This window comes from Streptomyces panaciradicis (genome assembly GCF_023516615.1).
GTDB classification, from domain to species: Bacteria; Actinomycetota; Actinomycetes; order Streptomycetales; family Streptomycetaceae; genus Streptomyces; species Streptomyces panaciradicis.
Genome location: NZ_JAMGBF010000017.1, coordinates 1 through 26,633, shown reverse-complemented (window position 1 = coordinate 26,633; position 26,633 = coordinate 1). Strand labels below are relative to the sequence as shown.

The 26,633-nt window shown below is 68.8% G+C and carries 25 protein-coding genes and 1 tRNA gene; 13 read left to right on the top strand and 13 right to left on the bottom strand.

What is annotated here, in order from left to right; all coding sequences use genetic code 11:
• The first annotated feature begins 12 nt into the window (after window positions 1-12).
• The 4 genes from sigM (at window position 13) to trxA (ending at window position 3,200) form a co-directional block, all read left to right on the top strand.
• The gene (sigM, locus tag M8J74_RS07130) at window positions 13-738 is read left to right on the top strand and encodes an RNA polymerase sigma factor SigM (protein WP_249835596.1); all 726 of its coding nucleotides are present in this window, start codon (window positions 13-15) and stop codon (window positions 736-738) included.
• Complete coding sequence (locus M8J74_RS07125) at window positions 735-1,658, top strand: RsmA family anti-sigma factor (protein WP_249835595.1); 924 nt, start codon at window positions 735-737, stop codon at window positions 1,656-1,658. Before sigM ends, M8J74_RS07125 begins: the two co-directional genes overlap by 4 nt.
• Window positions 1,659-1,851: 193 nt before the next feature.
• Window positions 1,852-2,820, top strand: a complete 969-nt coding sequence (gene trxB / locus M8J74_RS07120) for a thioredoxin-disulfide reductase (protein ID WP_058924307.1) — start codon at window positions 1,852-1,854, stop codon at window positions 2,818-2,820.
• 50 nt (window positions 2,821-2,870) lie between these two features.
• On the top strand, window positions 2,871-3,200 hold the full coding sequence (gene trxA / locus M8J74_RS07115) for a thioredoxin (RefSeq protein ID WP_058924306.1): 330 nt from the start codon (window positions 2,871-2,873) through the stop codon (window positions 3,198-3,200).
• 65 nt (window positions 3,201-3,265) lie between these two features.
• Here trxA and M8J74_RS07110 read toward each other — a convergent pair whose 3' ends face one another.
• The 9 genes from M8J74_RS07110 to rpmH all read right to left on the bottom strand — a co-directional run bounded on the left by M8J74_RS07110 (window position 3,266) and on the right by rpmH (window position 10,246).
• The gene (locus M8J74_RS07110) at window positions 3,266-3,883 is read right to left on the bottom strand and encodes a GNAT family N-acetyltransferase (protein ID WP_249835594.1); all 618 of its coding nucleotides are present in this window, start codon (window positions 3,881-3,883) and stop codon (window positions 3,266-3,268) included.
• 324 nt (window positions 3,884-4,207) lie between these two features.
• Window positions 4,208-5,308, bottom strand: coding sequence for a ParB/RepB/Spo0J family partition protein (locus M8J74_RS07105; RefSeq protein WP_058924304.1), 1,101 nt, complete (start codon window positions 5,306-5,308; stop codon window positions 4,208-4,210).
• Window positions 5,305-6,378 (bottom strand): ParA family protein, encoded by a 1,074-nt coding sequence (locus M8J74_RS07100; RefSeq protein WP_079078485.1) that lies wholly within the window; start codon window positions 6,376-6,378, stop codon window positions 5,305-5,307. The genes M8J74_RS07105 and M8J74_RS07100 overlap by 4 nt, the downstream gene beginning before the upstream one ends.
• A 304-nt stretch (window positions 6,379-6,682) precedes the next feature.
• Entirely contained in the window at window positions 6,683-7,399 is a 717-nt protein-coding gene (rsmG, locus tag M8J74_RS07095; protein WP_249835593.1) for a 16S rRNA (guanine(527)-N(7))-methyltransferase RsmG, read from the bottom strand.
• Between the two features lie 118 nt (window positions 7,400-7,517).
• Entirely contained in the window at window positions 7,518-8,030 is a 513-nt protein-coding gene (locus tag M8J74_RS07090) for a Jag family protein (protein ID WP_058924301.1), read from the bottom strand.
• A gap of 15 nt (window positions 8,031-8,045) precedes the next feature.
• Window positions 8,046-9,338, bottom strand: coding sequence for a membrane protein insertase YidC (gene yidC, locus M8J74_RS07085; RefSeq protein WP_249835592.1), 1,293 nt, complete (start codon window positions 9,336-9,338; stop codon window positions 8,046-8,048).
• Window positions 9,339-9,341: 3 nt separating this feature from the next.
• On the bottom strand, window positions 9,342-9,719 hold the full coding sequence (gene yidD, locus M8J74_RS07080) for a membrane protein insertion efficiency factor YidD (protein ID WP_079078066.1): 378 nt from the start codon (window positions 9,717-9,719) through the stop codon (window positions 9,342-9,344).
• Complete coding sequence (gene rnpA / locus M8J74_RS07075) at window positions 9,716-10,087, bottom strand: ribonuclease P protein component (RefSeq protein ID WP_249835591.1); 372 nt, start codon at window positions 10,085-10,087, stop codon at window positions 9,716-9,718. The genes yidD and rnpA overlap by 4 nt, the downstream gene beginning before the upstream one ends.
• 21 nt (window positions 10,088-10,108) lie before the next feature.
• Window positions 10,109-10,246 carry a 50S ribosomal protein L34 gene (rpmH, locus tag M8J74_RS07070; protein WP_015659252.1) on the bottom strand — a complete coding sequence of 46 codons (138 nt, stop codon included), beginning with the start codon at window positions 10,244-10,246 and terminating at the stop codon, window positions 10,109-10,111.
• A gap of 384 nt (window positions 10,247-10,630) precedes the next feature.
• On the opposite strand from rpmH, the gene dnaA reads away from it, so the two are divergent.
• From dnaA to M8J74_RS07025, 9 genes are all read left to right on the top strand, one after another.
• Entirely contained in the window at window positions 10,631-12,583 is a 1,953-nt protein-coding gene (gene dnaA, locus M8J74_RS07065) for a chromosomal replication initiator protein DnaA (protein ID WP_308406014.1), read from the top strand.
• 873 nt (window positions 12,584-13,456) lie between these two features.
• Window positions 13,457-14,587 (top strand): DNA polymerase III subunit beta, encoded by a 1,131-nt coding sequence (gene dnaN / locus M8J74_RS07060; RefSeq protein WP_058924298.1) that lies wholly within the window; start codon window positions 13,457-13,459, stop codon window positions 14,585-14,587.
• A gap of 189 nt (window positions 14,588-14,776) precedes the next feature.
• Window positions 14,777-15,652 (top strand): phosphogluconate dehydrogenase (NAD(+)-dependent, decarboxylating), encoded by an 876-nt coding sequence (gnd, locus tag M8J74_RS07055; RefSeq protein ID WP_249835589.1) that lies wholly within the window; start codon window positions 14,777-14,779, stop codon window positions 15,650-15,652.
• A gap of 52 nt (window positions 15,653-15,704) precedes the next feature.
• On the top strand, window positions 15,705-16,826 hold the full coding sequence (recF, locus tag M8J74_RS07050) for a DNA replication/repair protein RecF (protein WP_249835588.1): 1,122 nt from the start codon (window positions 15,705-15,707) through the stop codon (window positions 16,824-16,826).
• Window positions 16,823-17,356, top strand: coding sequence for a DciA family protein (locus M8J74_RS07045; protein ID WP_058924295.1), 534 nt, complete (start codon window positions 16,823-16,825; stop codon window positions 17,354-17,356). Before recF ends, M8J74_RS07045 begins: the two co-directional genes overlap by 4 nt.
• Before the next feature lie 398 nt (window positions 17,357-17,754).
• On the top strand, window positions 17,755-19,815 hold the full coding sequence (gene gyrB, locus M8J74_RS07040; protein ID WP_249835681.1) for a DNA topoisomerase (ATP-hydrolyzing) subunit B: 2,061 nt from the start codon (window positions 17,755-17,757) through the stop codon (window positions 19,813-19,815).
• A gap of 42 nt (window positions 19,816-19,857) precedes the next feature.
• Window positions 19,858-22,452, top strand: coding sequence for a DNA gyrase subunit A (gene gyrA / locus M8J74_RS07035; RefSeq protein ID WP_249835587.1), 2,595 nt, complete (start codon window positions 19,858-19,860; stop codon window positions 22,450-22,452).
• A gap of 18 nt (window positions 22,453-22,470) precedes the next feature.
• Entirely contained in the window at window positions 22,471-23,274 is an 804-nt protein-coding gene (locus tag M8J74_RS07030; RefSeq protein WP_249835586.1) for a DUF3566 domain-containing protein, read from the top strand.
• An 88-nt stretch (window positions 23,275-23,362) separates the two neighbouring features.
• A tRNA-Ile gene (locus M8J74_RS07025) sits at window positions 23,363-23,439 on the top strand.
• A 68-nt stretch (window positions 23,440-23,507) separates the two neighbouring features.
• Here the strand turns inward: M8J74_RS07025 and M8J74_RS07020 are convergent.
• Genes M8J74_RS07020 through M8J74_RS07005 form a run of 4 tightly spaced genes read right to left on the bottom strand, consistent with a single transcriptional unit; the run spans window position 23,508 to window position 26,546 of the window.
• Window positions 23,508-24,665: a tyrosine-type recombinase/integrase gene (locus M8J74_RS07020; RefSeq protein WP_249835585.1), complete on the bottom strand. Its 1,158-nt coding sequence runs from the start codon at window positions 24,663-24,665 to the stop codon at window positions 23,508-23,510.
• Window positions 24,665-24,856 carry a helix-turn-helix domain-containing protein gene (locus tag M8J74_RS07015; RefSeq protein ID WP_249835584.1) on the bottom strand — a complete coding sequence of 64 codons (192 nt, stop codon included), beginning with the start codon at window positions 24,854-24,856 and terminating at the stop codon, window positions 24,665-24,667. Before M8J74_RS07015 ends, M8J74_RS07020 begins: the two co-directional genes overlap by 1 nt.
• Window positions 24,853-26,244, bottom strand: coding sequence for a replication initiator protein RepSA (gene repSA, locus M8J74_RS07010; protein ID WP_249835680.1), 1,392 nt, complete (start codon window positions 26,242-26,244; stop codon window positions 24,853-24,855). The genes M8J74_RS07015 and repSA overlap by 4 nt, the downstream gene beginning before the upstream one ends.
• Window positions 26,245-26,270: 26 nt before the next feature.
• On the bottom strand, window positions 26,271-26,546 hold the full coding sequence (locus M8J74_RS07005) for a hypothetical protein (protein ID WP_249835583.1): 276 nt from the start codon (window positions 26,544-26,546) through the stop codon (window positions 26,271-26,273).
• Window positions 26,547-26,633: the final 87 nt, after the last annotated feature.

Below are 26,633 nucleotides of genomic sequence, written 5' to 3'. Positions count from 1 at the left end.
GGAGGGGGTCCGATGGCAGATGACACCGCATACGGCGACGCGAGCGATCAGGATCTCCTGGCCCGCCATGTGAAAGGCGACCCGGACGCCTTCGGTGAGATCGTACGGCGGCACCGTGACCGTCTCTGGGCGGTCGCCCTGCGCACGCTGGGCGACCGCGAGGAGGCCGCTGACGCCGTCCAGGACGCCCTCGTCTCCGCCTACCGGGCCGCCCACACCTTCCGCGGCCAGTCGGCCGTCACGACCTGGCTGCACCGGATCACGGTGAACGCCTGCCTCGACCGCGCCCGGAAGGCGGCCTCCCGCAAGACCTCCCCGGTCGACGACACCGAGCGGCTGGAGCAGCTGCTGGAGCCGCACGAGGAGGCCTCGGCGCCGGCCGAGCGCAACGATCTGCACCGTCAGCTGCTGGAGGCCCTCGGCACTCTGCCGCCCGACCAGCGTGCCGCCCTCGTCCTCGTGGACATGCAGGGGTACCCGGTCGCCGAGGCGGCCCGTGTCCTCGACGTCCCCACCGGCACGGTGAAGAGCCGCTGCGCCCGCGGCCGAGCCAGACTCCTGCCGCTCCTCACTCATCTGCGACCGGAAAGCTCCGGTGGCGGAAAGCAACAGGGCGAGGAGCGGAACCGGACTCAGGGGACATCCGTCCCACCGGCAGCGGGACCGCCGACTGTCGGTCCCCGTGACACCGGACCGAGTGATCCAGCTGCTGTGAAGGGCGGAGGTGGGCGAGCGTGACTTCCACGACGGACATGGCCGGGCACCCGGACGTCGCCGAGATCTCCGACCTCACCGAGGGTCTGCTGCCGCCGTCCCGGACCGCCGACATCCGGCAGCACCTGGACGAGTGCGAGCTCTGTACGGACGTGTACGTCTCGCTGGAGGAGATCCGGGGGCTGCTCGGCACGCTGCCCGGTCCGACCCGCATGCCCGCCGATGTCGCCGGGCGCATCGACGCCGCACTCGCCGCCGAGGCACTGCTGAACGCCACGGCGCCCGCAGCGCAGGACTTCGCATCGCCCGTCACCGCGCCCCACGCGAACACCGGCGTGGACGAGAGCGCTCATGTTTCACGTGAAACATCGGTGGCTGCCGACCGCCCGTCCGGTCACGCGCGCTCGTCGTCGACGGGACCGGGCCGCAAGGACCGCAAGCGAGGCGGCCGTCGCAGGATCGCCGTCCTCGGCGGCGTGTTCGGTGTCGCCGCTCTCGGGCTCGGTACGGTTCTGGTCGCCACGTTCGACGACGGCAAGCCGAGCGGGGAGTCAGGCCGGCAGACCACCGCGGCGGACACCTTCTCCGACAAGAAGCTGGGCCGCCAGGTCTCGGACCTTCTCTCCAAGGGCAGCGACTCCGGGCGGGGCTCCGTCGCCCCGCACCACAGCGTCGGCGTCCAGGGCGGCCCCAGCATTATGTCGCCGAAGCTGGACCGCTCCCTCGCGGTTCCCCCGTGCGTCCTGAAGGGCATCGGACGCAACGACGCGGCACTGGCGACCGAGAAGGGCGTCTACAAGGGCGCCGACGTCCTGCTGGTGGTGCTCTCCGACCCGTCCGACAGCAACAAGGTCGACGCCTACCTCGTGGAGACGTCCTGCGTGGCCCACCCGTCGTCGGCCAAGGCCAAGGTTCTGCTCACGCACTCCTACGCCAAGCCGTAGCGGCCGACGCTTCGACTCCGCCCCGTGTGATGGCCGGTACGGAGGCATGTCCGGAGCACGCCCCTGTCCCCTGCTCCGTGTGCCCGGACACAGCGGGAATGCGCGCCCCTTAGGATCCGTTGGGTGGGGTGAGAGCTCTGAAAGGGGCTTCCATCCGGTCCGACGACGCAGTCCAGAGACGAGGAAACAAGCCGTGAGCGACGTCCGTAACGTGATCATCATCGGCTCCGGGCCCGCCGGCTACACGGCGGCGCTCTACACCGCGCGCGCGTCGCTGAAGCCGCTGGTCTTCGAGGGCGCAGTCACCGCCGGCGGTGCGCTCATGAACACCACCGAGGTGGAGAACTTCCCCGGCTTCCAGGACGGCATCATGGGCCCCGAGCTCATGGACAACATGCGCGCCCAGGCCGAGCGTTTCGGCGCCGAGCTCGTCCCCGACGACGTCGTCTCCGTCGACCTGACCGGCGACATCAAGACCGTCACGGACACCGCCGGCACCGTGCACAAGGCGAAGGCCGTCATCGTCACCACCGGCTCCCAGCACCGCAAGCTCGGTCTGCCGAAGGAGGACGCGCTGTCCGGCCGCGGTGTCTCCTGGTGCGCCACCTGTGACGGGTTCTTCTTCAAGGACCAGGACATCGCCGTGATCGGCGGCGGCGACACCGCGATGGAGGAGGCCACCTTCCTCTCCCGCTTCGCCAAGTCCGTGACGATCGTCCACCGCCGCGACACCCTGCGCGCCTCCAAGGCGATGCAGGAGCGCGCCTTCGCCGACCCGAAGATCAAGTTCGTGTGGGACAGCGAGGTCGCCGAGATCCAGGGCGAGCAGAAGCTGTCGGGCCTGAAGCTGCGCAACCTCAAGACCGGCGAGCTGAGCGACCTGCCGGTCACCGGCCTGTTCATCGCGATCGGCCACGACCCGCGCACCGAACTCTTCAAGGGCCAGCTCGACCTGGACGAGGAGGGCTACCTGAAGGTCGCCGCCCCCTCGACCCGCACCAACGTGACCGGTGTGTTCGCCGCCGGTGACGTCGTCGACCACACCTACCGTCAGGCGATCACCGCGGCCGGCACCGGCTGCTCGTCCGCTCTCGACGCCGAGCGCTTCCTCGCCGCCCTCGCGGACGAGGAGCAGGCCGAGCCCGAGAAGACCGCTGTCTGATCCTCCCCGTCCACCCGCCCCACCGCACACCAGTAAAAGGAGCCCCCGCCGTGGCCGACCTGAAGAACGTGACCGACGACTCCTTCGAGCAGGACGTCCTCAAGAGCGACAAGCCCGTCCTGGTGGACTTCTGGGCCGCCTGGTGCGGCCCGTGCCGCCAGATCGCTCCGTCGCTCGAGGCGATCGCCAAGGAGTACGGCGACAAGATCGAGGTCGTCAAGCTCAACATCGACGAGAACCCCGGTACGGCTGCCAAGTACGGCGTCATGTCCATCCCGACGCTGAACGTCTACCAGGGTGGCGAGGTCGCCAAGACCATCGTCGGTGCCAAGCCGAAGGCCGCGATCGTCCGTGACCTCGAGGACTTCATCGCCGAGTGACGTTTCACGTGAAACATCAGGGGCCGACCCGGACGGGTCGGCCCCTTCGCGTTGCAGAGAACCACTCACAGGGGTCGGAGAGCGGGTTCCTTCTGTACGGCTCCGAGCAGCCGGTCGAGCGCCATCTCCACGTCTTCCTTCCAGGAGAGCGTCGTCCTTAGCTCGAGCCGCAGGCGCGGGGTGACGGGGTGCGGTCGCACCGTCTTGAAGCCCACGGCGAGGAGATGGTCGGCCGGCAGAACGCAGGCGGGCTCCTTCCACCGCGCGTCTCCGAAGGCTTCGATCGCCTTGAAACCGCGCCGCAGGAGGTCCTTGGCGACCGTCTGCACCATCACGCGCCCCAGCCCCTGTCCCTGATAGCCGGGCATGATGGACGCGGTGATCAGCTGGACCGCGTCGGGTGACACAGGGCTGGTGGGGAACGCCGTGGAGCGGGGCACATAGGCGGGCGGGGCGTAGAGCACGAAACCCACCGGCACGTCATCGACGTAGACGACCCGGCCGCAGGATCCCCAGTCGAGCAGGACGGCGGAGATCCACGCCTCCTTCTCCAGGGCGGCCGTACCGGCCTTTACCGCGGCTTCTCCGCTGACCGGGTCGAGTTCCCAGAAGACGCAAGACCGGCAGCGGCTGGGAAGGTCCTGAAGGTTGTCCAGCGTGAGCGGTACGAGCCGACGCCCCATGAAGGCTGTTCCTCGCTTCCTTCGCCCGCGGCGTCGCGAGCGGCTGTCAGAGAGCTCCGTTCCCTCAGCAGGCTGCCGACGAAGCCGCCGACCGCCCCCAGCCCCAGGGCCGCGCTCATCCATCCGGTCCGGCTCACCGTTCCCATGGCCCCTGCCTCCCCTCAGAGGTCGCCTGGTGGATGCGCCACACCCGATCGCATCGTATCCACGATGCCATTCCATCGATACCGACTGACAGCAAAGAGCGGGCCGTGTTCCGGTACCACCGGAACACGGCCCGCCTGGCCGGTCACCGTCCCACCGACGGGTGGGCGGCCACCCTCTCTACGCCTCCGGCTCCGCGGAGTCGCCGTCGTGCAGGCCCTGCTGAAGGACCGGTCCCTCACCGGGAGCGAGGGTGCCGAGGATGCGCTCGAGGTCCTCCATCGACGCGAACTCGACGGTGATCTTGCCCTTCTTCTGCCCCAGGTCGACCTTCACCCGCGTCTCGAAACGGTCCGAGAGCCGGGTGGCGAGGTCCGTCAGCGCCGGGGAGACCCGACCGCCGGCTCGCGGCCCCTTGGCCCGCTGAGCGCTCTGCGGACGCGACCCCATCAGGGTCACGATCTCCTCGACGGCCCGCACCGAGAGCCCCTCCGCGACGATGCGGTGGGCCAGCCGGTCCTGCTCCTCCGAGTCCTCGACGGACAGCAGAGCCCGCGCATGACCGGCCGACAGCACCCCGGCGGCCACCCGGCGCTGCACGGCGGGCGAGAGCTTCAGCAGGCGCAGGGTGTTGGACACCTGCGGGCGGGACCGGCCGATGCGGTCGGCGAGCTGGTCGTGGGTGCAGTTGAAGTCCTTCAGGAGCTGGTCGTAGGCGGCGGCCTCTTCCAGCGGGTTCAGCTGCGCACGGTGCAGGTTCTCCAGGAGGGCGTCCAGGAGGAGCTTGTCGTCGTCCGTGGCCCGCACGATCGCAGGGATGGCCTCCAGCCCCGCCTCACGGCTGGCCCGCCAGCGCCGCTCGCCCATGATGAGCTCGTAGCGCGCGGGGCCGACCTGACGCACGACGACCGGCTGGAGAAGACCGACCTCCTGAATGGAGGTGACCAGCTCCTGCAGCGCGTCCTCGTCGAAGACCTCGCGGGGCTGGCGCGGGTTGGGGGTGATCGAGTCGAGGGGAAGCTCCGCGAAGTGAGCCCCCATCGGGGCCGCGGGAATGTCCTCGACGCCGTTCACCGACGGCAGCTCGGTTTCATGGGAAACCGGCGGCAGCGTTGTCACCTTCGCCGCGGCCACTCCGCGGTCGGTCGTCAGCACCGGTACCGACGACGGGGACGCGGCACCCGCGCCTCCCACCGCGGCCGAAGCCGGCGTCTTCTCCGTCGGGGCAGCGGGGATCAGTGCGCCGAGTCCACGGCCCAAACCCCTCCGTCGCTCGCTCACTGAATACCCTCCACCATGCTCGGGTTGCTCTGGGCGCCGATATGGGCCTGCGTCGGGTCGTAACTGACACCGACACCCTTCAGCGCGATTTCTCGTGCCGCCTCAAGATAGGACAACGCACCGCTGGACCCCGGATCGTAGGTCAGCACTGTCTGTCCGTAGCTCGGCGCCTCGGAGATACGGACCGAGCGGGGAATGCTCGTCCGCAGCACCTCGTCGCCGAAGTGGGTGCGCACCTCTTCCGCGACCTGTGACGCGAGCCGCGTCCGGCCGTCGTACATGGTGAGCAGGATCGTCGATACATGCAGGTTGGGGTTGAGGTGCCCCCGCACCAGGTCGACGTTGCGCAGCAGTTGCCCCAGGCCCTCCAGCGCGTAGTACTCGCACTGGATCGGGATGAGGACCTCCGCGCCGGCGACCAACGCGTTGACCGTCAGCAGACCGAGGGAGGGCGGGCAGTCGATGAGGATGTAGTCCAGGGGGTGCTCGTAGGCCTGGATCGCGCGCTGGAGTCTGCTCTCACGTGCCACCAGGGACACCAGCTCGATCTCCGCACCGGCGAGATCGATCGTGGCGGGCGCGCAGAAGAGCCCCTCGACATCCGGGACGGGCTGGACGACATCGGCCAACGGCTTGCTGTCGATCAGAACGTCGTAGATGGACGGCACTTCGGCGTGGTGGTCGATCCCCAGGGCCGTGGACGCGTTGCCCTGCGGGTCGAGGTCGATCACGAGGACCCGGCCTCCGTGGACGGCCAGCGAGGCGGCGAGGTTGACCGTCGTCGTCGTCTTGCCCACGCCACCCTTCTGGTTGGCGACCACGATGACACGGGTCTGCTCGGGCCGCGGCAGGCCCTCGCCCGCGCGACTCAGAGCCTCCACGGCCAGTTGGGCAGCACGACCGATCGGAGTGTCGTCCATCGGGGGCGGTGTTTCACGTGAAACATCCTCCCCCATCGACTCGGTACGGGGACCGGGGACCGGATCGGTCATCGGTCCCGCGATGTTGGCGTCGGACCGCAAGGATTCACTCTCCTCGACTTCAGGCTCGCAATGAACAGAGCCTCCCATGTCTTCGGGGTCGCGAACCAGTGAGGCCTGGGGTTCTGTGGAGAAATCCACCTCTGTGGACAACTCGGTTCCCTCATCGAGTGAACCAAGGGGCTTGTTGCGGTCGCGGGGTTCGGCCGCAGCGCGGCCCCGGCTGATGATGCCGTGCAGCAGTGAGCGACGTTTCACGTGAAACACGATGCAGCGCAACGAGGGTCGAACTGCCGCGACACTCCGGCATGCATCGGTTTGGCAGCTTGTGTGGAGTACGTCTCGTCGGCAGGACGGATCGCCGCCGACGCCGAATGAACCGGCGTCGGCGAGATCAGCGACGCCGACGAGCCCTGCCCGTTCGAGCCGCCTTGGCTCGCTTGGCCGCAAAACGCACACCGCCCGGGCTCTCGCCGACCTCCACCCGCACCACGGTGGACGGGGGATCGACGACGCCCTCACCGACGTGCAGGATCGAGGTCTCCACGGCGCCGAGCTTGCTCAGAGCCGTGGCGGCGGCCTTCAGCTCCTCCTCGGCGGTGTCCCCCTTGAGCGCCAGCATCTCTCCGTACGGACGCAGCAGCGGAATACCCCATGCGGCCAGGCGGTCCAGCGGCGCCACGGCCCGTGCGGTCACCACGTGCACCGACGGCAGCTTGCCCATGACCTCCTCGGCCCGGCCCCGCATGACCGTCACATGGTCGAGACCCAGCAGCTCCACGACTTCGGTGAGGAAGTTCGTGCGCCGCAGCAGGGGTTCCAGCAGCGTGATCTTCAGGTCCTCCCGGACGAGCGCCAGGGGGATACCGGGCAGACCGGCACCCGAGCCCACGTCGCACACGGTCACGCCCTCGGGCACGACCTCCGAGAGCACCGCGCAGTTCAGCAGGTGCCGCTCCCACAGGCGGGGCACTTCGCGTGGGCCGATGAGACCGCGCTGCACACCCGCCTCGGCGAGCAGCTCCGCATAGCGAACCGCGTCCGCGAAGCGATCACCGAACACCTCACGCGCCTGCTCGGGCGCAGGGGGGAGCTCCGCTGCCTCCGTCACGGGGACCGTCCTTCCGTACCGCATCGACGCATCGGAGCGCCGACCACCAGAACTACCAGGCTGACAAAGTCCGGCCCCGTCTGCGCTACAGACGGGGCCGGAGGAACGTACGGACCGATCAGGCGGGAAGGACGACGACGAAGCGCTGCGGCTCCTCGCCCTCGGACTCGCTGCGCAGGCCCGCGGCCTTGACCGCGTCGTGTACGACCTTGCGCTCGAACGGCGTCATCGGCTTCATCTTCACCGGCTCACCGGTGTTCTTGACGTCGGCCGCGGCCTTGGCGCCCAGCTCGGAGAGCTCGGCACGCTTCTTGGCGCGGTAGCCGGCGATGTCCAGCATCAGACGGCTGCGGTCGCCGGTCTCCCGGTGCACGGCCAGGCGCGTGAGCTCCTGAAGCGCCTCCAGCACCTCACCGTCACGGCCGACCAGCTTCTGCAGGTCTCGGCTCCCCGTGTCGCTGATGATCGAGACAGCGGCGCGGTCGGCCTCGACGTCCATGTCGATGTCGCCGTCGAGATCGGCGATGTCCAGCAGACCCTCGAGGTAGTCCGCCGCGATCTCGCCCTCCTGCTCCAGGCGGGTCAGGGTGTCTGCACCCTCGGCAGCGGCGGAGGTGGTGCCTTCCGTCACGGGATGGGCTCCTTCTTACTTCTTGGACGGGGACTTGGGGCGCTGCGGGCCCTTGCGCTGCCCGGACTGAGCCTTGCTGCGGGTGCCGCTGCCGGTCTGCGGGGCGGCCTTCTTGGCAGCGGCGGCAGGCTTGGCGTCCTCGGGCTTGGCGTCCTCGGGCTCGTCGGACTTGCTCAGCGACGTGGTCGGTCCGGATTCACCCGGCTTGGCCGTGCCGGACTGACGCTGGGCCTTGGTCTGACGCTTGGGCTGCTGGCGCTTGGGGGCGGCGGTGCCGGTGGTCGGCGTACCGTCCTCGGTCTGCGTGGCCACGGCGACGTCGCTCTTCACCACGGTGCCGTCGGTCTGGGCGGCGAGGCCGGCCTTGGTGAGGCCGTTGATGAACTTGCGCTCGAACTCGTTGCGGTCGCGGCCCTTGGCGACGATCGCCTTGACGATGGTCTTCTCGCTGCGCCGGCGGACCTTGCCGTGGTGCGTGACGTGCTTGGCCAGACGCTCCAGGTAGGCGGCCTGAGCCTTGGAACCCGGGGTCGGGTTGTTGTGGATGACGTACATCTGCTGGCCCATGGTCCACACGTTGGTGGTCAGCCAGTAGACGAGGACACCGACCGGGAAGTTGATGCCGAAGACGGCGAACATGACCGGGAAGACGTACATCAGCATCTTCTGCTGCTGCATGAACGGCGTCTTGACCGTGGTGTCGACGTTCTTCGTCATCAGCTGGCGCTGCGTGTAGAACTGCGACGCCGACATCATGACGATCATGATCGCGGTGACGACGCGGACGTCGGTCAGGGAGGCGCCGAGCGACTCCACCTTCGCCGAGCTGTCGGTGAACTTCGCCGCCAGCGGGGCGCCGAAGATGTGCGCCTTACGGGCGCTGGCGAGCAGCGACTCGTTGATGACGCCGATCGTGGAGCCCGTCGCGATGCCGTTGAGCACGTGGTACAGGGCGAAGAAGAACGGCGACTGCGCCAGGATGGGAAGGCACGAGGAGAGCGGGTTGGTACCCGTCTCCTTGTACAGCTTCATCATCTCTTCGGACTGGCGCTGCTTGTCGTTCTTGTAGCGCTCCTGGATCTTCTTCATCTCGGGCTGGAGCGTCTGCATCGCCCGAGTGGCCTTGATCTGCTTCACGAAGAGCGGGATCAGGCAGATACGGATCAGGATCACCAGGGACACGATGGACAGGCCCCAGGCCCAGCCCGTATCGGGACCGAAGATCTTCCCGTAGACGGAGTGGAACTGGACGATGACCCATGAGACGGGTGTCGTGATGAAGCTGAAGAGGCTGGCAATCGTGTCCACTAATCATGCTCCTTGGGCATGGGACGAGGTCTCTGCGGCCGGGCTCGAAGGAGGATTCTCTTCGGTGCTCGAAACAGGATTCTCTTCGGGGGCCGTTGCGGCGGCGGAGGACCCGCCCCTGCGTGCACGCCACGCGTCACGCAGCATTTCGTGCCATCGCGGACGCTTGCGGGGCGGCACATGGTCCACACCGCCCAGCGACCACGGATTGCACCGCAGGATGCGCCAGGCGGTGAGCGCCGTGCCCTTGATCGCGCCGTGCCGGTCGATGGCCGTGTAGCCGTAGTGGGAACACGACGGGTAGTACTTGCACACCGGCCCGAGCAGCGGACTGATCGTCCACTGGTACAGCTTGATCAGAGCCAGCAGTGGGTACTTCATCGCGCGCCCCCTCCCAGCAGCCGCTCGAGGGCGGCATCCAGGTCTCGGGCCAGTTGTGCATGGTCGGCATCGCCCGCGCCGGGCAACGCTCGTACGACTACCAGGCTACCGGGGGGCAGGAGAGCCACCCGCTCGCGCATCAGATGACGCAGTCTGCGCTTGACCTTGTTGCGTACGACCGCACCGCCCACGGCCTTGCTCACGACGAAACCCGCACGCGTCGGGGGAGCGCTCTCCCCAGGCGCGTGCGGGTCCGTGGCACCGCTGCGTAGATGGACGACGAGGGACGGGCGGCCGGCCCGGCGCCCTCGTCGTACCGCGGTCGCGAAGTCCTCGCGCCGCCTCAGCCGGTTCTCGGTGGGCAGCACGACGGCATGACCTGACCGGGATCAGGCGGACAGGCTGGCGCGACCCTTGGCGCGACGGTTCGCGAGAATGGCGCGGCCGGCACGGGTCCGCATGCGCAGGCGGAAGCCGTGGGTCTTGGCGCGACGACGGTTGTTCGGCTGGAAGGTGCGCTTGCTCACTCGGGGGCTCCAGAAATCAAATCGGTGGTTGCGGGTGCCGTGCTGGCTGTCACCGTGCGCCCACGAGTAGCTCGCAGTTACGCCCGAGTGCACCGCTTCCCGATCACCTGACGCGATCTGTGCCCTTCGGAGGCAGGCGGCAGCAGCCATCGACAACTCGACCTGGTTACGGTACGCGCGGCTACGCCATCCGGTCAAACCAGGGATCACGGAGAGACACTATCCACAGGCTGGGGACAACAACTTGAACCGCACCCGTCGCCCTGACTACCGTGACTGAACTCCGATTCGTTCCCTTGAACCCTTGTTCATGGCTCCACCCCCTGTGAATCCCTACCCGTCCCACAACCACACGTTCGTGGGACCCGTGAGAGAGCGTGCCCTGTGGCTGACGTACCTGCCGATCTTGCCGCAGTGTGGCCACGAGTACTCGAGCAGCTCCTGGGTGAGGGACGCGGGCAGGGTGTGGAGACGAAGGACGAGCACTGGATCCGTCGCTGCCAGCCCCTCGCGCTCGTCGCCGACACCGCGCTGCTCGCCGTACCGAACGAGTTTGCGAAGGGCGTGCTCGAAGGGCGCCTCGCGCCGATCGTCAGCGAGACCCTGAGCCGCGAGTGCGGCCGCCCGATCCGGATCGCGATCACCGTCGACGACTCCGCGAACGAGCCCCCCGCCCCTCCGGCGCCCCCGGCCCGCGGCCAGCAGCGCTACGAGGAACCCGAGCTCCCCTCCTCCGGTGGCTACGACAACGGCCAGTACGAGGGCTACGGCCGCCACCGCGCCGACGACCACCGCCCCGGCCGGCCCGACCAGATGCCCGGCGCGCCCGGCGACCAGCTGCCCACGGCCCGCCCCGCCTATCCGGGCGAGTACCAGCGCCCCGAGCCCGGCGCCTGGCCGCGTCCCCCGCAGGACGACTACGGCTGGCAGCAGCAGCGCCTCGGCTTCCCCGAGCGGGACCCGTACGCCTCCCCGTCCCAGGACTCCTACGGCTCCCCCCAGGACTCGTACGGCAACTCCGCGGCCCAGGACTACCGCCCGCAGCCGATGGAGCGCCCCTCCTACGACGGCCAGCGCCCGGACTACGACCAGGGCCGCCCCGACTACGACAAGCCGCGCTCCGACTACGACCGCGGACGCCAGGACTACGACCAGCGCGACGGCCGGCGCGAGCTGTCCGAGCCGCCTGCCGGCTCCGGGCACGTCCACCGCGGTGGCCCCGTCGGCTCCCAGCTGCCCGCCTCCAGCGGCGCCCCCGGCCCGCTGGCCGCGAAGCCCGCGCCGGCGACCGGCCCGGGCGAGCCCACGGCGCGCCTGAACCCGAAGTACCTCTTTGACACCTTCGTCATCGGCGCCTCCAACCGCTTCGCGCACGCGGCCGCGGTGGCCGTCGCCGAGGCACCGGCGAAGGCGTACAACCCCCTGTTCATCTACGGGGAGTCGGGACTCGGCAAGACGCACCTGCTGCACGCGATCGGGCACTACGCCCGCAGCCTCTACCCGGGCACGCGCGTGCGGTACGTGAGCTCGGAGGAGTTCACCAACGAGTTCATCAATTCCATCCGCGACGGCAAGGGCGACAGCTTCCGCAAGCGCTACCGCGAGATGGACATCCTGCTCGTCGACGACATCCAGTTCCTCGCGGACAAGGAGTCGACGCAGGAGGAGTTCTTCCACACCTTCAACACGCTCCACAACGCCAACAAGCAGATCGTGCTCTCCAGCGACCGGCCGCCCAAGCAGCTCGTGACGCTGGAGGACCGGCTGCGGAACCGTTTCGAGTGGGGCCTGATCACCGACGTCCAGCCGCCCGAGCTGGAGACGCGGATCGCGATCCTGCGCAAGAAGGCGGTGCAGGAGCAGCTCAACGCGCCGCCGGAGGTGCTGGAGTTCATCGCCTCCCGGATCTCGCGCAACATCCGCGAGCTGGAGGGCGCGCTGATCCGGGTGACGGCGTTCGCCTCGCTGAACCGGCAGCCGGTGGACCTGGGCCTGACCGAGATCGTCCTGAAGGACCTGATCCCCGGCGGCGAGGACTCGGCGCCCGAGATCACCTCGACGGCCATCATGAGCGCGACCGCCGACTACTTCGGCCTCACCGTCGAGGACCTGTGCGGCACCTCCCGCGGCCGCGCGCTGGTCACGGCCCGCCAGATCGCCATGTACCTGTGCCGTGAGCTGACGGACCTCTCGTTGCCGAAGATCGGCGCGCTGTTCGGCGGCCGCGACCACACGACGGTGATGCACGCGGACCGCAAGATCCGCAATCTGATGGCCGAGCGGCGCTCGATCTACAACCAGGTGACCGAGCTGACGAACCGCATCAAGAACGGCTGACACAGGCCGGCTGACGACGCCGAGGGCGCCCCCGGGGACGAGATCCCGGGGGCGCCCTTCTTCATGCCGCCGTCGCCGCCTGTTCGATTACCTGCCTGGTTACGGCCTCTCTCCACAGATTCGGTGACTTTCTTCCGTCCACATCCTGGGGACTGCCGAGTTGTCCAGATCATGGTCCACAGGCACGCTGGGGAAAGGACATCGCACCAGGTCAGCAGGTTGTGGATTCGTGGACGAAGGATGTCCACAGACTGTGGACAAGCGAGTGATCCACAAGCTGTGCACGAAGTTGTCCACCGACAACCCACAGGCCCGGGGCGGTTGTCCCCAGCGATCCCCAGCTTCTCCACATGGCTGTCCACTGTTCGGCAACCCGACCCGCCCGATCACCGGGCCGAGTGAAAGCCGTCACACGAAGGTGCCGGGTTGGGCTGTGGGAAAGGCGGGTAAAGCTGGGGACGACGCTGGGGAGAAGTCGCCTCAGCCTGTGCACGGGATGTGCAGAACTTTCTGTTCTCCACAGAACCACCGAGTTGTCCACCGTCGTCGCCCACAGGGCCCGTGGACAAAATCTCGCATCTGAGCTGGGAAAACAGGGTTATCCACCGTATCCACAGGCCCTACTACTACTCCCGACTAGAGAGAGTGGGAAGTCCGTTTCGAAGAGGGCCCTGTGCACAACTCGCCGTCCGGCTCCCGGCTGCCCCTCGTCACGACTTGACCCCGAGAGGCACCTACTGTCAGTGCGGTGCGTCAGACTGTTCCCCGGTGTCCTTCCCCGCACAGGGGGCCCACTACACCGGGACGAGCACCGAGACAGACGACGAAGCCACGCAGGCCGAGAAGCGCCGGCAACAGCAGGAGGCGGCAACAGTGAAGATCCGGGTGGAACGCGACGTACTCGCGGAGGCCGTGGCCTGGGCGGCGCGCAGCCTTCCGGCCCGTCCGCCGGCGCCTGTCCTCGCCGGCCTCCTGCTGAAGGCCGAGGACGGGGCCCTGAGCCTGTCCAGCTTCGACTACGAGGTCTCCGCGCGGGTCTCGGTGGAGGCGGAGGTCGAGGAGGAGGGCACGGTCCTCGTCTCGGGCCGCCTGCTCGCCGACATCTGCCGCGCCCTGCCCAACCGTCCGGTGGAGATCTCCACAGACGGTGTACGGGCGACGGTGGTCTGCGGCTCCTCGCGGTTCACCCTCCACACCCTGCCTGTGGAGGAGTACCCGGCCCTGCCGCAGATGCCGAACGCGACGGGCACGGTCCCCGGCGAGGTCTTCGCCTCCGCCGCCTCCCAGGTCGCCATCGCGGCCGGCCGTGACGACACGCTGCCCGTCCTGACCGGTGTGCGCATCGAGATCGAGGGCGACACCGTCACGCTCGCCTCCACCGACCGCTACCGCTTCGCGGTCCGCGAGTTCCTGTGGAAGCCGGAGAACCCCGAGGCCTCCGCGGTCGCCCTGGTGCCCGCCAAGACCCTCCTGGACACCGCCAAGGCGCTGACCAGCGGCGACAGCGTGACCCTGGCGCTGTCCGGCTCCGGTGCGGGCGAGGGCCTGATCGGTTTCGAGGGCGCCGGCCGGCGCACCACGACCCGGCTGCTGGAGGGCGACCTCCCGAAGTACCGCACGCTGTTCCCGACCGAGTTCAACTCCGTCGCCGTGATCGAGACCGCCCCCTTCGTGGAGGCCGTCAAGCGTGTGGCCCTGGTCGCCGAGCGCAACACCCCGGTGCGGCTGAGCTTCGAGCAGGGCGTGCTCATCCTGGAGGCCGGCTCCAGCGACGACGCACAGGCTGTGGAAAGGGTCGACGCGCAACTGGAGGGCGACGACATCTCGATCGCCTTCAACCCGACGTTCCTGCTGGACGGCCTGAGCGCGATCGACTCCCCGGTGGCCCAGCTGTCGTTCACGACCTCGACGAAGCCCGCGCTGCTGAGCGGCAAGCCGGCGCTGGACGCCGAGGCGGACGAGGCCTACAAGTACCTGATCATGCCGGTGCGGCTGAGCGGCTGACGCGGCCGGACGTCCGTCGGGTTGTCCACAGGACGTGGACAACCCGACGCCCTTCTGGGGAGAAGCCGCAGGTGAGGGCGTACGTATGAGCGCGTATGCCCACAGGTGTGCGCGAGCGTCCGGGTTTAGGCTCGGACATGGGTACGAACGTGCCTCACACGCCACACAGCGACCTAAGGAACAACTCTGATGGAGCTCGGTCTCGTCGGCCTCGGCAAGATGGGCGGCAACATGCGCGAGCGGATCCGCCGCGCGGGCCACACCGTCGTCGGATTCGACCGCAACCCGGACCTCGCGGACGTCCACAGCCTCAAAGAGCTGGTGGAGAGCCTCGCGGCCCCGCGCGTGGTCTGGGTGATGGTCCCGGCCGGTGCCCCCACCCAGTCGACGATCGACGAGCTGGGCGAGCTGCTGCAGCCGGGCGACGTCGTCGTGGACGGCGGCAACTCCCGCGGGACGGACGACGAGAAGCACGCCGAGGAGCTCGCGGCCAAGGGCACCGGCTTCGTCGACTGCGGCGTCTCCGGCGGCGTCTGGGGCCTGGAGAACGGCTACGCGCTGATGTACGGCGGCGACGCGGAGAACGTCGCCAAGGTGCAGCCGGTCTTCGACGCCCTCAAGCCCGAGGGGACGTTCGGCGCGGTGCACGCCGGCAAGGTCGGCGCCGGCCACTTCGCGAAGATGGTCCACAACGGCATCGAGTACGCGATGATGCAGGCCTACGCCGAGGGCTGGGAGCTGCTGGAGAAGGTCGACTCGGTCACCGACGTGCGCGAGGTCTTCCGCTCGTGGCAGGAGGGCACGGTCATCCGCTCCTGGCTGCTGGACCTCGCGGTCAACGCCCTCGACGAGGACGAGCACCTGGACAGGCTGAAGGGTTTTGCACAGGACTCCGGTGAGGGACGCTGGACTGTGGAAGCCGCCATCGACAACGCCGTGCCGCTCCCGGCGATCACGGCCTCCCTCTTCGCGCGGTTCGCGTCGCGCCAGGAGGACTCTCCGCAGATGAAGATGATCGCGGCGCTGCGCAACCAGTTCGGCGGCCACGCGGTCGAGAGCAAGTAATCCACAGGGCTGTCGAAACAGTCCACAAGCTGGGGGAGGTCGGCGACCGACCATGCACGTCACGCATCTGTCGCTGGCCGACTTCCGCTCGTACGCCCGGGTCGAGGTGCCGCTCGACCCGGGCGTCACCGCCTTCGTCGGCCCCAACGGCCAGGGCAAGACCAACCTCGTCGAGGCCGTCGGCTATTTCGCCACCCTCGGCAGCCACCGGGTCTCCACCGACGCGCCCCTGGTGCGCATGGGCGCCGAGCGCGCCGTGATCCGGGCGCAGGTCAGACAGGGCGAGCGGCAGCAGCTGGTCGAGCTGGAGCTGAACCCCGGCAAGTCCAACCGGGCCCGCATCAACAGGTCCTCGCAGGTCAAGCCGCGTGACGTGCTGGGCATCGTACGGACCGTGCTGTTCGCCCCGGAGGACCTGGCGCTGGTCAAGGGCGACCCCGGCGAGCGGCGCCGCTTCCTCGACGAGCTGATCACCGCCCGCTCGCCGCGCATGGCCGGCGTGCGCTCCGACTACGAACGCGTCCTCAAGCAGCGCAACACCCTGCTCAAGAGCGCGGCGCTGGCCCGGCGTCACGGCGGCCGCTCCATGGACCTGTCCACGCTCGACGTGTGGGACCAGCATCTGGCGCGCGCGGGCGCGGAGTTGCTCGCCCAGCGTCTGGACCTGATCGCCGCGATCCAGCCGCTGGCCGACAAGGCGTACGAGCAACTGGCCCCCGGCGGCGGGCCGGTCGCCCTCGACTACAAGCCGTCGGCCCCCGGTGAGGCGCACACCCGGGAGGACCTCTACGAGCAGCTGATGGCGGCGCTCGCCGAGGCGCGCAAGGGCGAGATCGAACGCGGCGTCACCCTCGTCGGACCGCACCGGGACGATCTGCTGCTGAAGCTGGGTCAGTTGCCCGCCAAGGGGTACGCGTCGCACGGCGAGTCCTGGTCGTACGCGCTGGCACTGCGGCTGGCCTCCTACGACCTGCTGCGGGCCGAGGGCAACGAGCCGGTGCTGGTGCTGGACGACGTCTTCGCCGAGCTGGACACGCGCCGCCGGGAGCGGCTGGCGGAGCTGGTCGCGCCCGGCGAGCAGGTGCTGGTGACGGCCGCGGTGGACGACGACGTACCGCACGTGCTGACCGGCACGCGGTACACGGTGTCGGAGGGGACGGTGGAGCGCGCATGACGGACCAGGAGCCCACACCCGGCAAGACCCCCGAGCCCAGCGGTGTCGACCTCGCGCGCGTGGCGTTGCGCGCGGCGAAGGAGGCCGCACGCGCGCGTGGGGACGCCGCGCAGCAGAAGAAGCAGGCGCGGCGCGGCGGGCTGCGCTCCGGTGCCCGGGCCGACGGGCGCGACCCGATGGCGTTCGGCGCCGCGATCAACCGTCTGATCACCGAGCGCGGCTGGGAGGCGCCGGCCGCGGTCGGCGGGGTGATGGGGCGCTGGCCGCAGATCGTCGGCGAGGACGTGGCCAAGCACTGTGAGCCGGAGAAGTACGACGAGGACGAGCGGGTGCTCGTCGTGCGGTGCGACTCCACGGCCTGGGCGACGAATCTGCGGCTGCTCGCGCCGACCCTGGTGGCCCGTCTCAACGAGGATCTGGGGCACGGCCGGGTGCGGGTGATCAAGGTGCAGGGCCCCGCCGGACCCGTCCGTCGCTACGGTCCCCTGCGTGCCCCGGGCAGCACCGGACCCGGCGATACGTACGGGTGACAGACCTCACATCCACAGGCTGTGGGCGGTCCGCTCGCACGCCGGTTCGCCGTGCCGTCGTACGGCCGCGCGCGGTCGCGAATCGGGACCTGACTCCCAAGTAGCCAAGGGTTGACAGCCAGAAGCGCTGAATGCCTCCGTGAGCCTCTTGGAGCCCCGCTCCGTATATGGGGACCCGGAGAAGACCGGTTGAGGGCGGCACATGCGGACTCAGGTACCGGCAAACCCCCATCACTGTCGGCGCTACCGGTAGACTGGAAGCCAATCCCGCCCCAGTCGTGGGGACGCCCGGGAAAAGCTGAGCAACGCTGATCAAGGCTTACCAACGCAACATGCCGCAGCCGCTCCGGCAACCCCGCCGACGAGCCTGGCTCGTGCTGTGCCAGAAAGGGCGCTTCGTGGCCGATTCCGGCAACCCCAACGAGAACATCCCGTCCACCGACGCCGGCGAGAACGCCGCGGTGACCTCGTCGAACGGCGAGGTCACCGCCTCGTACGACGCCAGCGCCATCACCGTCCTCGAAGGCCTGGACGCGGTCCGCAAGCGCCCCGGCATGTACATCGGCTCGACCGGTGAGCGAGGCCTGCACCACCTCGTGTACGAGGTCGTCGACAACTCGGTCGACGAGGCCCTGGCGGGTTACGCGGACACCATCGACGTGACGATCCTCGCCGACGGCGGCGTCCGTGTCGTCGACAACGGCCGCGGCATCCCGGTCGGCATCGTCGCCTCGGAGGGCAAGCCGGCCCTCGAGGTCGTGCTGACCGTGCTGCACGCGGGCGGCAAGTTCGGCGGCGGCGGCTACGCGGTCTCCGGTGGTCTGCACGGCGTGGGTGTGTCCGTCGTCAACGCGCTGTCGTCGAAGGTCTCCGTCGAGGTGAGGACCGACGGCCACCGCTGGACGCAGGACTACAAGATGGGCGTCCCGACCGCCCCGCTCGCCCAGCACGAGGCGATCGAGGAGACCGGCACCGCGGTCACCTTCTGGGCCGACGCCGACATCTTCGAGACCACCGAGTACTCCTTCGAGACGCTCTCCCGGCGCTTCCAGGAGATGGCGTTCCTCAACAAGGGCCTGACGATCAAGCTCACCGACGAGCGCGACTCGGCGAAGGCGACCACCGGGGCGGACGAGGCCGGCGCGGACGTCAAGGACGAGGTCAAGACCGTCACGTACCACTACGAGGGCGGCATCGTCGACTTCGTGAAGTACCTCAACTCCCGCAAGGGAGAGGTGGTGCACCCCACCGTCATCGACCTGGAGGCGGAGGACAAGGACAAGAGCCTGTCCCTCGAGGTCGCGATGCAGTGGAACAGCGGCTACAGCGAGGGCGTGTACTCCTTCGCCAACATCATCCACACGCACGAGGGCGGTACGCACGAAGAGGGCTTCCGCGCCGCGCTGACGAACCTGATCAACAAGTACGCGCGCGACAAGAAGCTGCTGCGGGAGAAGGACGACAACCTCACGGGTGACGACATCCGCGAGGGTCTGACCGCGATCATCTCGGTGAAGCTGAGCGAGCCTCAGTTCGAGGGCCAGACGAAGACCAAGCTGGGCAACACGGAGGCCAAGACCTTCGTGCAGAAGGCGGTCTACGAGCACCTGCAGGACTGGCTGGACCGCAACCCGAACGAGGCCGCGGACATCGTCCGCAAGGGCATCCAGGCGGCCACCGCGCGCGTGGCGGCCCGCAAGGCCCGCGACCTGACCCGCCGCAAGGGCCTGCTGGAGTCGGCGTCCCTGCCGGGCAAGCTGTCGGACTGCCAGTCGAACGACCCCACCAAGTGCGAGATCTTCATCGTCGAGGGTGACTCCGCCGGCGGCTCGGCCAAGTCCGGCCGCAACCCGCAGTACCAGGCGATCCTCCCCATCCGAGGCAAGATCCTCAACGTGGAGAAGGCGCGGATCGACAAGATCCTGCAGAACCAGGAGATCCAGGCGCTGATCTCGGCCTTCGGCACGGGTGTGCACGAGGACTTCGACATCGAGAAGCTCCGGTATCACAAGATCATCCTGATGGCGGACGCCGACGTCGACGGCCAGCACATCTCCACCCTGCTGCTGACCTTCCTGTTCCGCTTCATGCGGCCGCTGGTCGAGGCCGGGCACGTGTACCTCTCGCGCCCCCCGCTGTACAAGATCAAGTGGGGCCGGGACGACGTGGAGTACGCCTACTCGGACCGCGAGCGCGACGCGCTGATCGAGATGGGCCGCCAGCGCGGCAAGCGGGTGCGCGAGGACTCGATCCAGCGCTTCAAGGGCCTCGGCGAGATGAACGCCGAGGAGCTGCGCGTGACCACCATGGACCAGGAGCACCGCGTCCTCGGCCAGGTCACCCTCGACGACGCCGCCCAGGCCGACGACCTGTTCTCGGTCCTGATGGGCGAGGACGTCGAGGCCCGGCGCCAGTTCATCCAGCGCAACGCCAAGGACGTCCGCTTCCTCGACATCTGAGTCGGTCTCAGCTGACCGCACCAGGAAGGATCTTCACCAGCAATGGCCGACGAGAACACTCCCGTCACCCCTGAAGAGGGCGGCGACCTCGCGATGCGTGTCGAGCCCGTCGGGCTCGAGACGGAGATGCAGCGCTCGTACCTGGACTACGCGATGTCCGTCATCGTGTCCCGTGCGCTGCCCGACGTCCGGGACGGTCTCAAGCCCGTCCACCGCCGCGTCCTGTACGCGATGTACGACGGCGGCTACCGCCCCGAGCGCGGCTTCTACAAGTGCGCCCGCGTGGTCGGCGACGTCATGGGCAACTACCACCCGCACGGCGACAGTTCGATCTACGACGCGCTGGTCCGGCTCGCGCAGCCGTGGTCGATGCGGATGCCGCTGGTGGACTCCAACGGCAACTTCGGCTCTCCGGGCAACGACCCGGCGGCGGCCATGCGCTACACCGAGTGCAAGATGGCGCCGCTGTCGATGGAGATGGTCCGCGACATCGACGAGGAGACCGTCGACTTCACGGACAACTACGACGGCCGCTCCCAGGAGCCGACCGTCCTGCCGGCCCGCTTCCCGAACCTGCTGATCAACGGCTCGGCCGGTATCGCGGTCGGCATGGCGACCAACATCCCGCCGCACAACCTGCGCGAGGTCGCGGCCGGCGCCCAGTGGTACCTGGAGAACCCGGAGGCCTCGCACGAGGAGCTCCTGGACGCGCTCATGGAGCGCATCAAGGGCCCCGACTTCCCGACCGGGGCGCTCGTCGTCGGCCGCAAGGGCATCGAGGAGGCCTACCGCACGGGCCGCGGCTCGATCACCATGCGGGCGGTCGTCGAGGTCGAGGAGATCCAGAACCGCCAGTGCCTGGTGGTCACGGAGCTGCCGTACCAGACCAACCCCGACAACCTCGCGCAGAAGATCGCCGACCTGGTCAAGGACGGCAAGATCGGCGGCATCGCGGACGTCCGCGACGAGACGTCCTCGCGCACCGGCCAGCGCCTGGTCATCGTGCTCAAGCGGGACGCGGTCGCCAAGGTCGTCCTGAACAACCTCTACAAGCACACGGACCTGCAGTCGAACTTCGGCGCCAACATGCTGGCGCTGGTCGACGGCGTCCCGCGCACGCTCTCCCTGGACGCGTTCATCCGCCACTGGGTGACGCACCAGATCGAGGTCATCGTCCGCCGTACGCGCTTCCGGCTGCGCAAGGCCGAGGAGCGCGCGCACATCCTGCGCGGCCTGCTGAAGGCCCTGGACGCCATCGACGAGGTCATCGCGCTGATCCGGCGCAGCGACACCGTCGAGATCGCGCGCACGGGCCTGATGGACCTCCTGGAGATCGACGAGATCCAGGCGAACGCCATCCTGGAGATGCAGCTGCGCCGACTGGCCGCCCTGGAGCGCCAGAAGATCGTCCAGGAGCACGACGAACTCCAGGCGAAGATCAACGAGTACAACGAGATCCTCGCCTCCCCGGTCCGTCAGCGCGGCATCGTCAGCGCCGAGCTCGCGGCGATCGTGGAGAAGTACGGCGACGACCGCAAGACGATGCTGGTGCCCTTCGACGGCGACATGTCCATCGAGGACCTCATCGCCGAGGAGGACATCGTCGTCACCGTCACCCGCGGCGGTTACGTCAAGCGCACCAAGACGGACGACTACCGGGCGCAGAAGCGCGGCGGCAAGGGCGTGCGCGGGGCGAAGCTGAAGGAAGACGACATCGTCGACCACTTCTTCGTCTCCACCACCCACCACTGGCTGCTGTTCTTCACCAACAAGGGCCGCGTGTACCGGGTGAAGGCGTACGAGCTTCCCGACGCCGGCCGTGACGCGCGCGGCCAGCACGTCGCGAACCTGCTCGCCTTCCAGCCGGACGAGGCCATCGCCGAGATCCTCGCGATCCGCGACTACGAGGCGGCGCCCTACCTGGTCCTGGCGACCAAGGGGGGTCTGGTGAAGAAGACGCCTCTGAAGGATTACGATTCGCCTCGTTCCGGCGGCGTCATCGCGATCAACCTCCGTGAGACGGAGGACGGTTCCGATGACGAACTGATCGGAGCGGAGCTCGTATCGGCCGATGACGATCTGCTTCTGATCAGCAAGAAGGCACAGTCGATCAGGTTCACCGCCACGGACGAGGCGCTGCGTCCCATGGGCCGGGCCACCTCCGGTGTCAAGGGCATGAGTTTCCGCGAGGGCGATGAACTTCTGTCGATGAATGTTGTTCGACCCGGTACGTTCGTGTTCACTGCCACAGACGGCGGGTACGCGAAGCGGACCGCAGTCGACGACTACCGCGTCCAGGGTCGCGGAGGCCTCGGTATCAAGGCCGCCAAGATCGTGGAGGACCGCGGTTCGCTCGTCGGCGCGCTGGTGGTCGAGGAGACCGACGAGATCCTCGCCATCACGCTGTCGGGTGGTGTGATTCGTACGCGAGTCAACGAGGTCAGGGAGACGGGCCGTGACACCATGGGCGTCCAACTGATCAACCTGGGCAAGCGCGATGCCGTGGTCGGCATCGCACGTAACGCCGAGGCGGGGCGCGAGGCGGAGGAGGTCGACGGTGGGGACATCGTGGACGAGACCGCCGAAGGTGCCGCGACCACCGGCACGGACGAGGGTGAGTCGCCCTCGGCCGAGTAGCACGAGGAGTGAGTCATCGTGAGCGGAGCCACGGGCGCCGGATCGGCCGGTACCCCGACGGGTACGGATGCGGACGGCGGCGGCCGTGGCTCCGCCGCGCGTGCGGCGGATCCGCAGACGACCCAACTTCGCAAGGTCGAGGCGGACCCGACCAGTCCGCCCTCGGCCGACTCCCAGGGATCCCAAGGGGGAACCGTGACGGACACCCGAGGTCCGCAGACGCAGCAGGCGGCCGGGGCGGCTCCGCCCGCGCAGGGGGACCGGCCCTCGGCGCCGTCCACCCCGCCGGCGCAGCAGGCGGCCTCCCCGCTCCCCGGTGAGCGCCGGCCGCAGCAGCCCGCCGGGCCCTACCACCCGCCGCAGGCCTACCCCGAGCCGGCCGGCGCGGGGCCGGACCGGACGTCGACCGGTGCCGTGCGCCGTCCCCGTACCGGCGCGCGCACCACGCCCCGTATCCGCAAGGCCCGTCTGCGGGTGGCGAAGGCCGACCCGTGGTCGGTGATGAAGATGAGCTTCCTGCTCTCCATCGCGCTGGGCATCTGCACCGTCGTGGCCGCGGCGGTGCTGTGGATGGTCATGGACGCGATGGGCGTCTTCTCGTCGGTGGGCGGCACCCTCTCGGAGGCGACCGGCTCCAACGAGTCGAACGGCTTCGACCTGCAGTCGTTCCTGTCGCTGCCGCACGTGCTGATGTTCGCCGCGATCATCGCGGTCATCGACGTCGTCCTCGCGACGGCGCTGGCGACCCTCGGCGCCTTCATCTACAACCTCTCCGCGGGCTTCGTCGGGGGCATCGAGCTGACGCTCGCCGAGGACGAGTGAGCCCTGACGGGTATCGATTTTGGGACTGCCCACGTCGTGCGCTAATCTTCAGGAGTCAGCGCGCGGGACACACACCGCAGAGCGCGGCGGGGCTATAGCTCAGTTGGTTAGAGCGCATCCCTGATAAGGATGAGGCCACAGGTTCAAATCCTGTTAGCCCCACCAGCGAAAAGACCCCCGGACCATCGGTCCGGGGGTCTTTTGACACCAACGCTTGACACCAACGGCCACGATCAGCCGATGAGCGGATCTTCCAGAAGCTCAGCGAGCAGCGCGACGGCCTCCCGTTCGCTGTCACCGACCACGTGCGTGTAGACGTCCATGGTCATGCTGATCTGGCTGTGCCGGAGGATCGCCTGAGCGACCTTGGGATGCACCTTCAGGAAAGCCAGCAGGGTGCCGCAGGTGTGCCGGGCGAGCCGGACCGTGATGCGTCGGACGCCAGCCCGCTTCACGAGGCGATCGAAGGTCCGGGAAAAGCCGGTGGGGTCGATCATGCCGCCATGCTCCGAGGAGAAGATCAGATCGTGACCGTCCCGCTGAGCCCAGTTGGCACCGGCGATCTTTCGCTCCAGTTCCTGGAGTTCCCGCCGCTCGTCGAGGACGCGGGCGCAGAACTCGGGCAGGGGGAGCACTGCCTGTGAGGACTCGGTCTTGAGGTCCTTGAGGACCAGGCCGACGCCCTTCTCGCGCTGCACCTGTTTGACCGGGGTGAACCGGCCGGCCTCGAAGTCGATGTCCTGCCAGCGCAGGCCGAGGACCTCACTTCGACGCAGGCCCAGGACGAGCACCAGGACGCAGGCCGCGTAGAGGCGGTGCGCGCGGACGGAGCGCAGGAACGTGATCGCTTCCCGGGCGTTCCAGGCGGCGCCCTTGTCCTTGGCGACCTTGGGCATGTCGACCAGGAGCGCGACGTTGCGCGTGAGCAGTTCCTCGCGCATGGCTCGGTTGAGGGCGTTCCTGAGGACGCGCAGCACCTCGAAGCGGGTGGCCGCGCCCACCTCCTCCCGTCTCAGCGTGGCCATGAGGGCGCGGAGCTGGGCTGGCGTCAGCTTGGTGAGCGGCTTCTTGCCGAGGTGGGGAAGCAGGTAGAGCCGGACCTTGGACTCGTACTTGGCGTAGGTGTTGTGCTCCCGTTCCGGCTTGACGATGTGCTCCAGCCAGTACGGCAGCCACTCGCCGAGGGTCCATGTACGCGAGGGCACCGGGATGCCGTTGCGCTCCTGGTCCTGGAGCTTGCCGAGCTTCTCGTTCGCGTCGTCCCACGAGGAGCCGTAGACGGTCTTGCGGACACGGTTGCCGTCGGTGTCGGTGACGTACGCGCGGCCCATGTAGCGGCCATCCTTGCGCTTGCTGATGGTTCCCCCACCGTTGGGGCGTCTCTTGGCCATCAGGCGGCCTCCCCCAACTCCATCTGACTCTGTATGAAGTCACGTACGGCGTAGTCCGGGATGCGACGGCATCCCCCGACCTTGAGGGAAGGCAGGCGCCGTGTGCGGATCAGGTCGTAGACCTTGGTGCGGCCGACCTTCAGCCGGGCCATGGTCTCGGTCACGGTGAGCAGTTCGGGCGCGGCGGTCATGCGGGGGTTCCTTCCAGGTCGAGCAGGGCGGGGAGTTCTTCTCGTGCGGTTTCGCGGTTATGGCGGATGTCACGGGCGATGGAGGCGGCGAGCCAGGATTCGCCGGGCGTATGGCCGTGACCGGCGTAGGACCAGTGGGCGAGCACGAGCGTGGAGCTCTCCGAGTCGTCCAGGTCTTCGGACAGCCCGCGCTCCCGACGCTCCTGGCGGGCGCGGAAGTCGGCGCGGACCTGGCGGCGCTCGGCGAAGGTCGAGGAGTAGCGGCGGGACTTGGTGAGGAAATGGCCGCGGAAGCCGAGCATGTGGGCCCAGGCCCAGAGCTTGCGGTCCGGGTAGTGCCGGTCAAGCGCATGACAGGCTCGAATCAAGCGGCGGGTGTGGTCGGGAAGATCCGGCCGTTTGTCGAGTTCCGAGAGCTCCCCGACGCGGCGATCAACGGTGCCGGTGGACTCGGCGGCCTTGGTGGCGTACTTCGCGACGTACGCGGCCACGGCCTGCTCGGTCAGCTCCTGACCGTCGGTGCCGATGGCACGTACGTCGACCTGGGCACCCCAGCGCAGGACGCGCGCCGGGATGTCACCGGCAGGCGCGACCGGGACGGACACACGGGCGGCGGCATCGCGGATCGCGTCGCCGAGCAGCGCCGTACTGGCCCACTCAGGCGGGGCGTCATCGGGACCGGTCGGGCCGTCCAGGCGCACGATGGCATGGAAGTGGATCGCCCCGCGCTTCTGGAACTCGGCGACCTTGCCGAAGGAGATTCGGCAGACCTCCCGGAGCGCGCTCTGAGTGATCCCGGCGCGGGCGGCGATCTCCCGGCGGAGGTAGATCGTGAACCGGCGCCAGAGGTCCCCGGCATGGTTGTTCCACAGGACGGCCCCGGCGTAGTCGTACGTCGTTGGATCGAGCGCGGTACCGAGTTCCGGGGCGTCCTGGGAGTGGGCGACACCGCAGCGGCAGCGGCCGGTCTCGGGACGATTGTGGACCGGGCCGAAGGAGGGCGCGGTCAGAGTGGCGAACACGCCGGGGTGGATGCGTACGCCGTCCGGGATGCCCATGCGCGGGTCACCGGTAAGCCCGGCCCGTATCAGGTGGTAGGCGTCTCCGGCGTAAGTCCAGGCGCAGGAAGGGCAGCGAGAGGCCCGCCGATTCCCGCAGGCGACCCGCAGACGTCCGCCCGGCTCCTCCGCCGTGGAGTACGAGTAGAGGACATCCCCGGTCCGGGCGTCACGGGTGATCGTCGTACCGGACAGATGGATCGGGTCCGAGCAGCCACCCGTACGGCGCACCTGATCGCGCCAGCGCTCGAAGCCGGGAGCCGAGGCGACCCGGAGCAGATCAGCCAGGGTCACGGGGTCGGTGCCCACGGCGGCCGCAGCACTGGCCACGGCTTCGGGGGCGATGGGGAACACCGTCACTCGACCACCCCCGGAGCGTCGACGATCTCGACCTCCAGGACCTTCGCGCCACCGCAGTCGGGGCAGTAGAGCTGGAATCCAGTGGTGTCGTAGCCGCTGCCCGCGCAGGCAGGGCACTCCAGCCACTCAGTGGTGCCGAAGGCCGTACGGCAGGCATTCGCGTCCTGGCAGCGCGTCTTGCCGCACACCGCGCAGCTGCGGGCCGTACGCCGAACGATCCTCGGTGCTGAGACCCCGGTCTGCCGGCCGGGGTGGATCAGCGAGACAGGCATGATGGAGGCTCCCTTGTAAGAGGGGTGGGGCGGCGCATCTGCTTGGCGGTAGGGGCGTCGCCCTTCTTCAGGGAGTGTTCACCTCCC

Bases quoted from the DNA above. Each gene is read 5' to 3' on its own strand.
- M8J74_RS07100 (WP_079078485.1), bottom strand. From the start codon at position 6,378: ATGGGAGGCTCTGTTCATTGCGAGCCTGAAGTCGAGGAGAGTGAATCC.
- M8J74_RS07015 (WP_249835584.1), bottom strand. From the start codon at position 24,856: ATGACCGCCGCGCCCGAACTGCTCACCGTGACCGAGACCATGGCCCGG.
- gyrA (WP_249835587.1), top strand. From the start codon at position 19,858: ATGGCCGACGAGAACACTCCCGTCACCCCTGAAGAGGGCGGCGACCTC.
- yidD (WP_079078066.1), bottom strand. From the start codon at position 9,719: ATGAAGTACCCACTGCTGGCTCTGATCAAGCTGTACCAGTGGACGATC.
- M8J74_RS07020 (WP_249835585.1), bottom strand. From the start codon at position 24,665: ATGGCCAAGAGACGCCCCAACGGTGGGGGAACCATCAGCAAGCGCAAG.
- M8J74_RS07045 (WP_058924295.1), top strand. From the start codon at position 16,823: ATGACGGACCAGGAGCCCACACCCGGCAAGACCCCCGAGCCCAGCGGT.
- M8J74_RS07005 (WP_249835583.1), bottom strand. From the start codon at position 26,546: ATGCCTGTCTCGCTGATCCACCCCGGCCGGCAGACCGGGGTCTCAGCA.
- M8J74_RS07110 (WP_249835594.1), bottom strand. From the start codon at position 3,883: ATGGGGCGTCGGCTCGTACCGCTCACGCTGGACAACCTTCAGGACCTT.
- recF (WP_249835588.1), top strand. From the start codon at position 15,705: ATGCACGTCACGCATCTGTCGCTGGCCGACTTCCGCTCGTACGCCCGG.
- gnd (WP_249835589.1), top strand. From the start codon at position 14,777: ATGGAGCTCGGTCTCGTCGGCCTCGGCAAGATGGGCGGCAACATGCGC.
- sigM (WP_249835596.1), top strand. From the start codon at position 13: ATGGCAGATGACACCGCATACGGCGACGCGAGCGATCAGGATCTCCTG.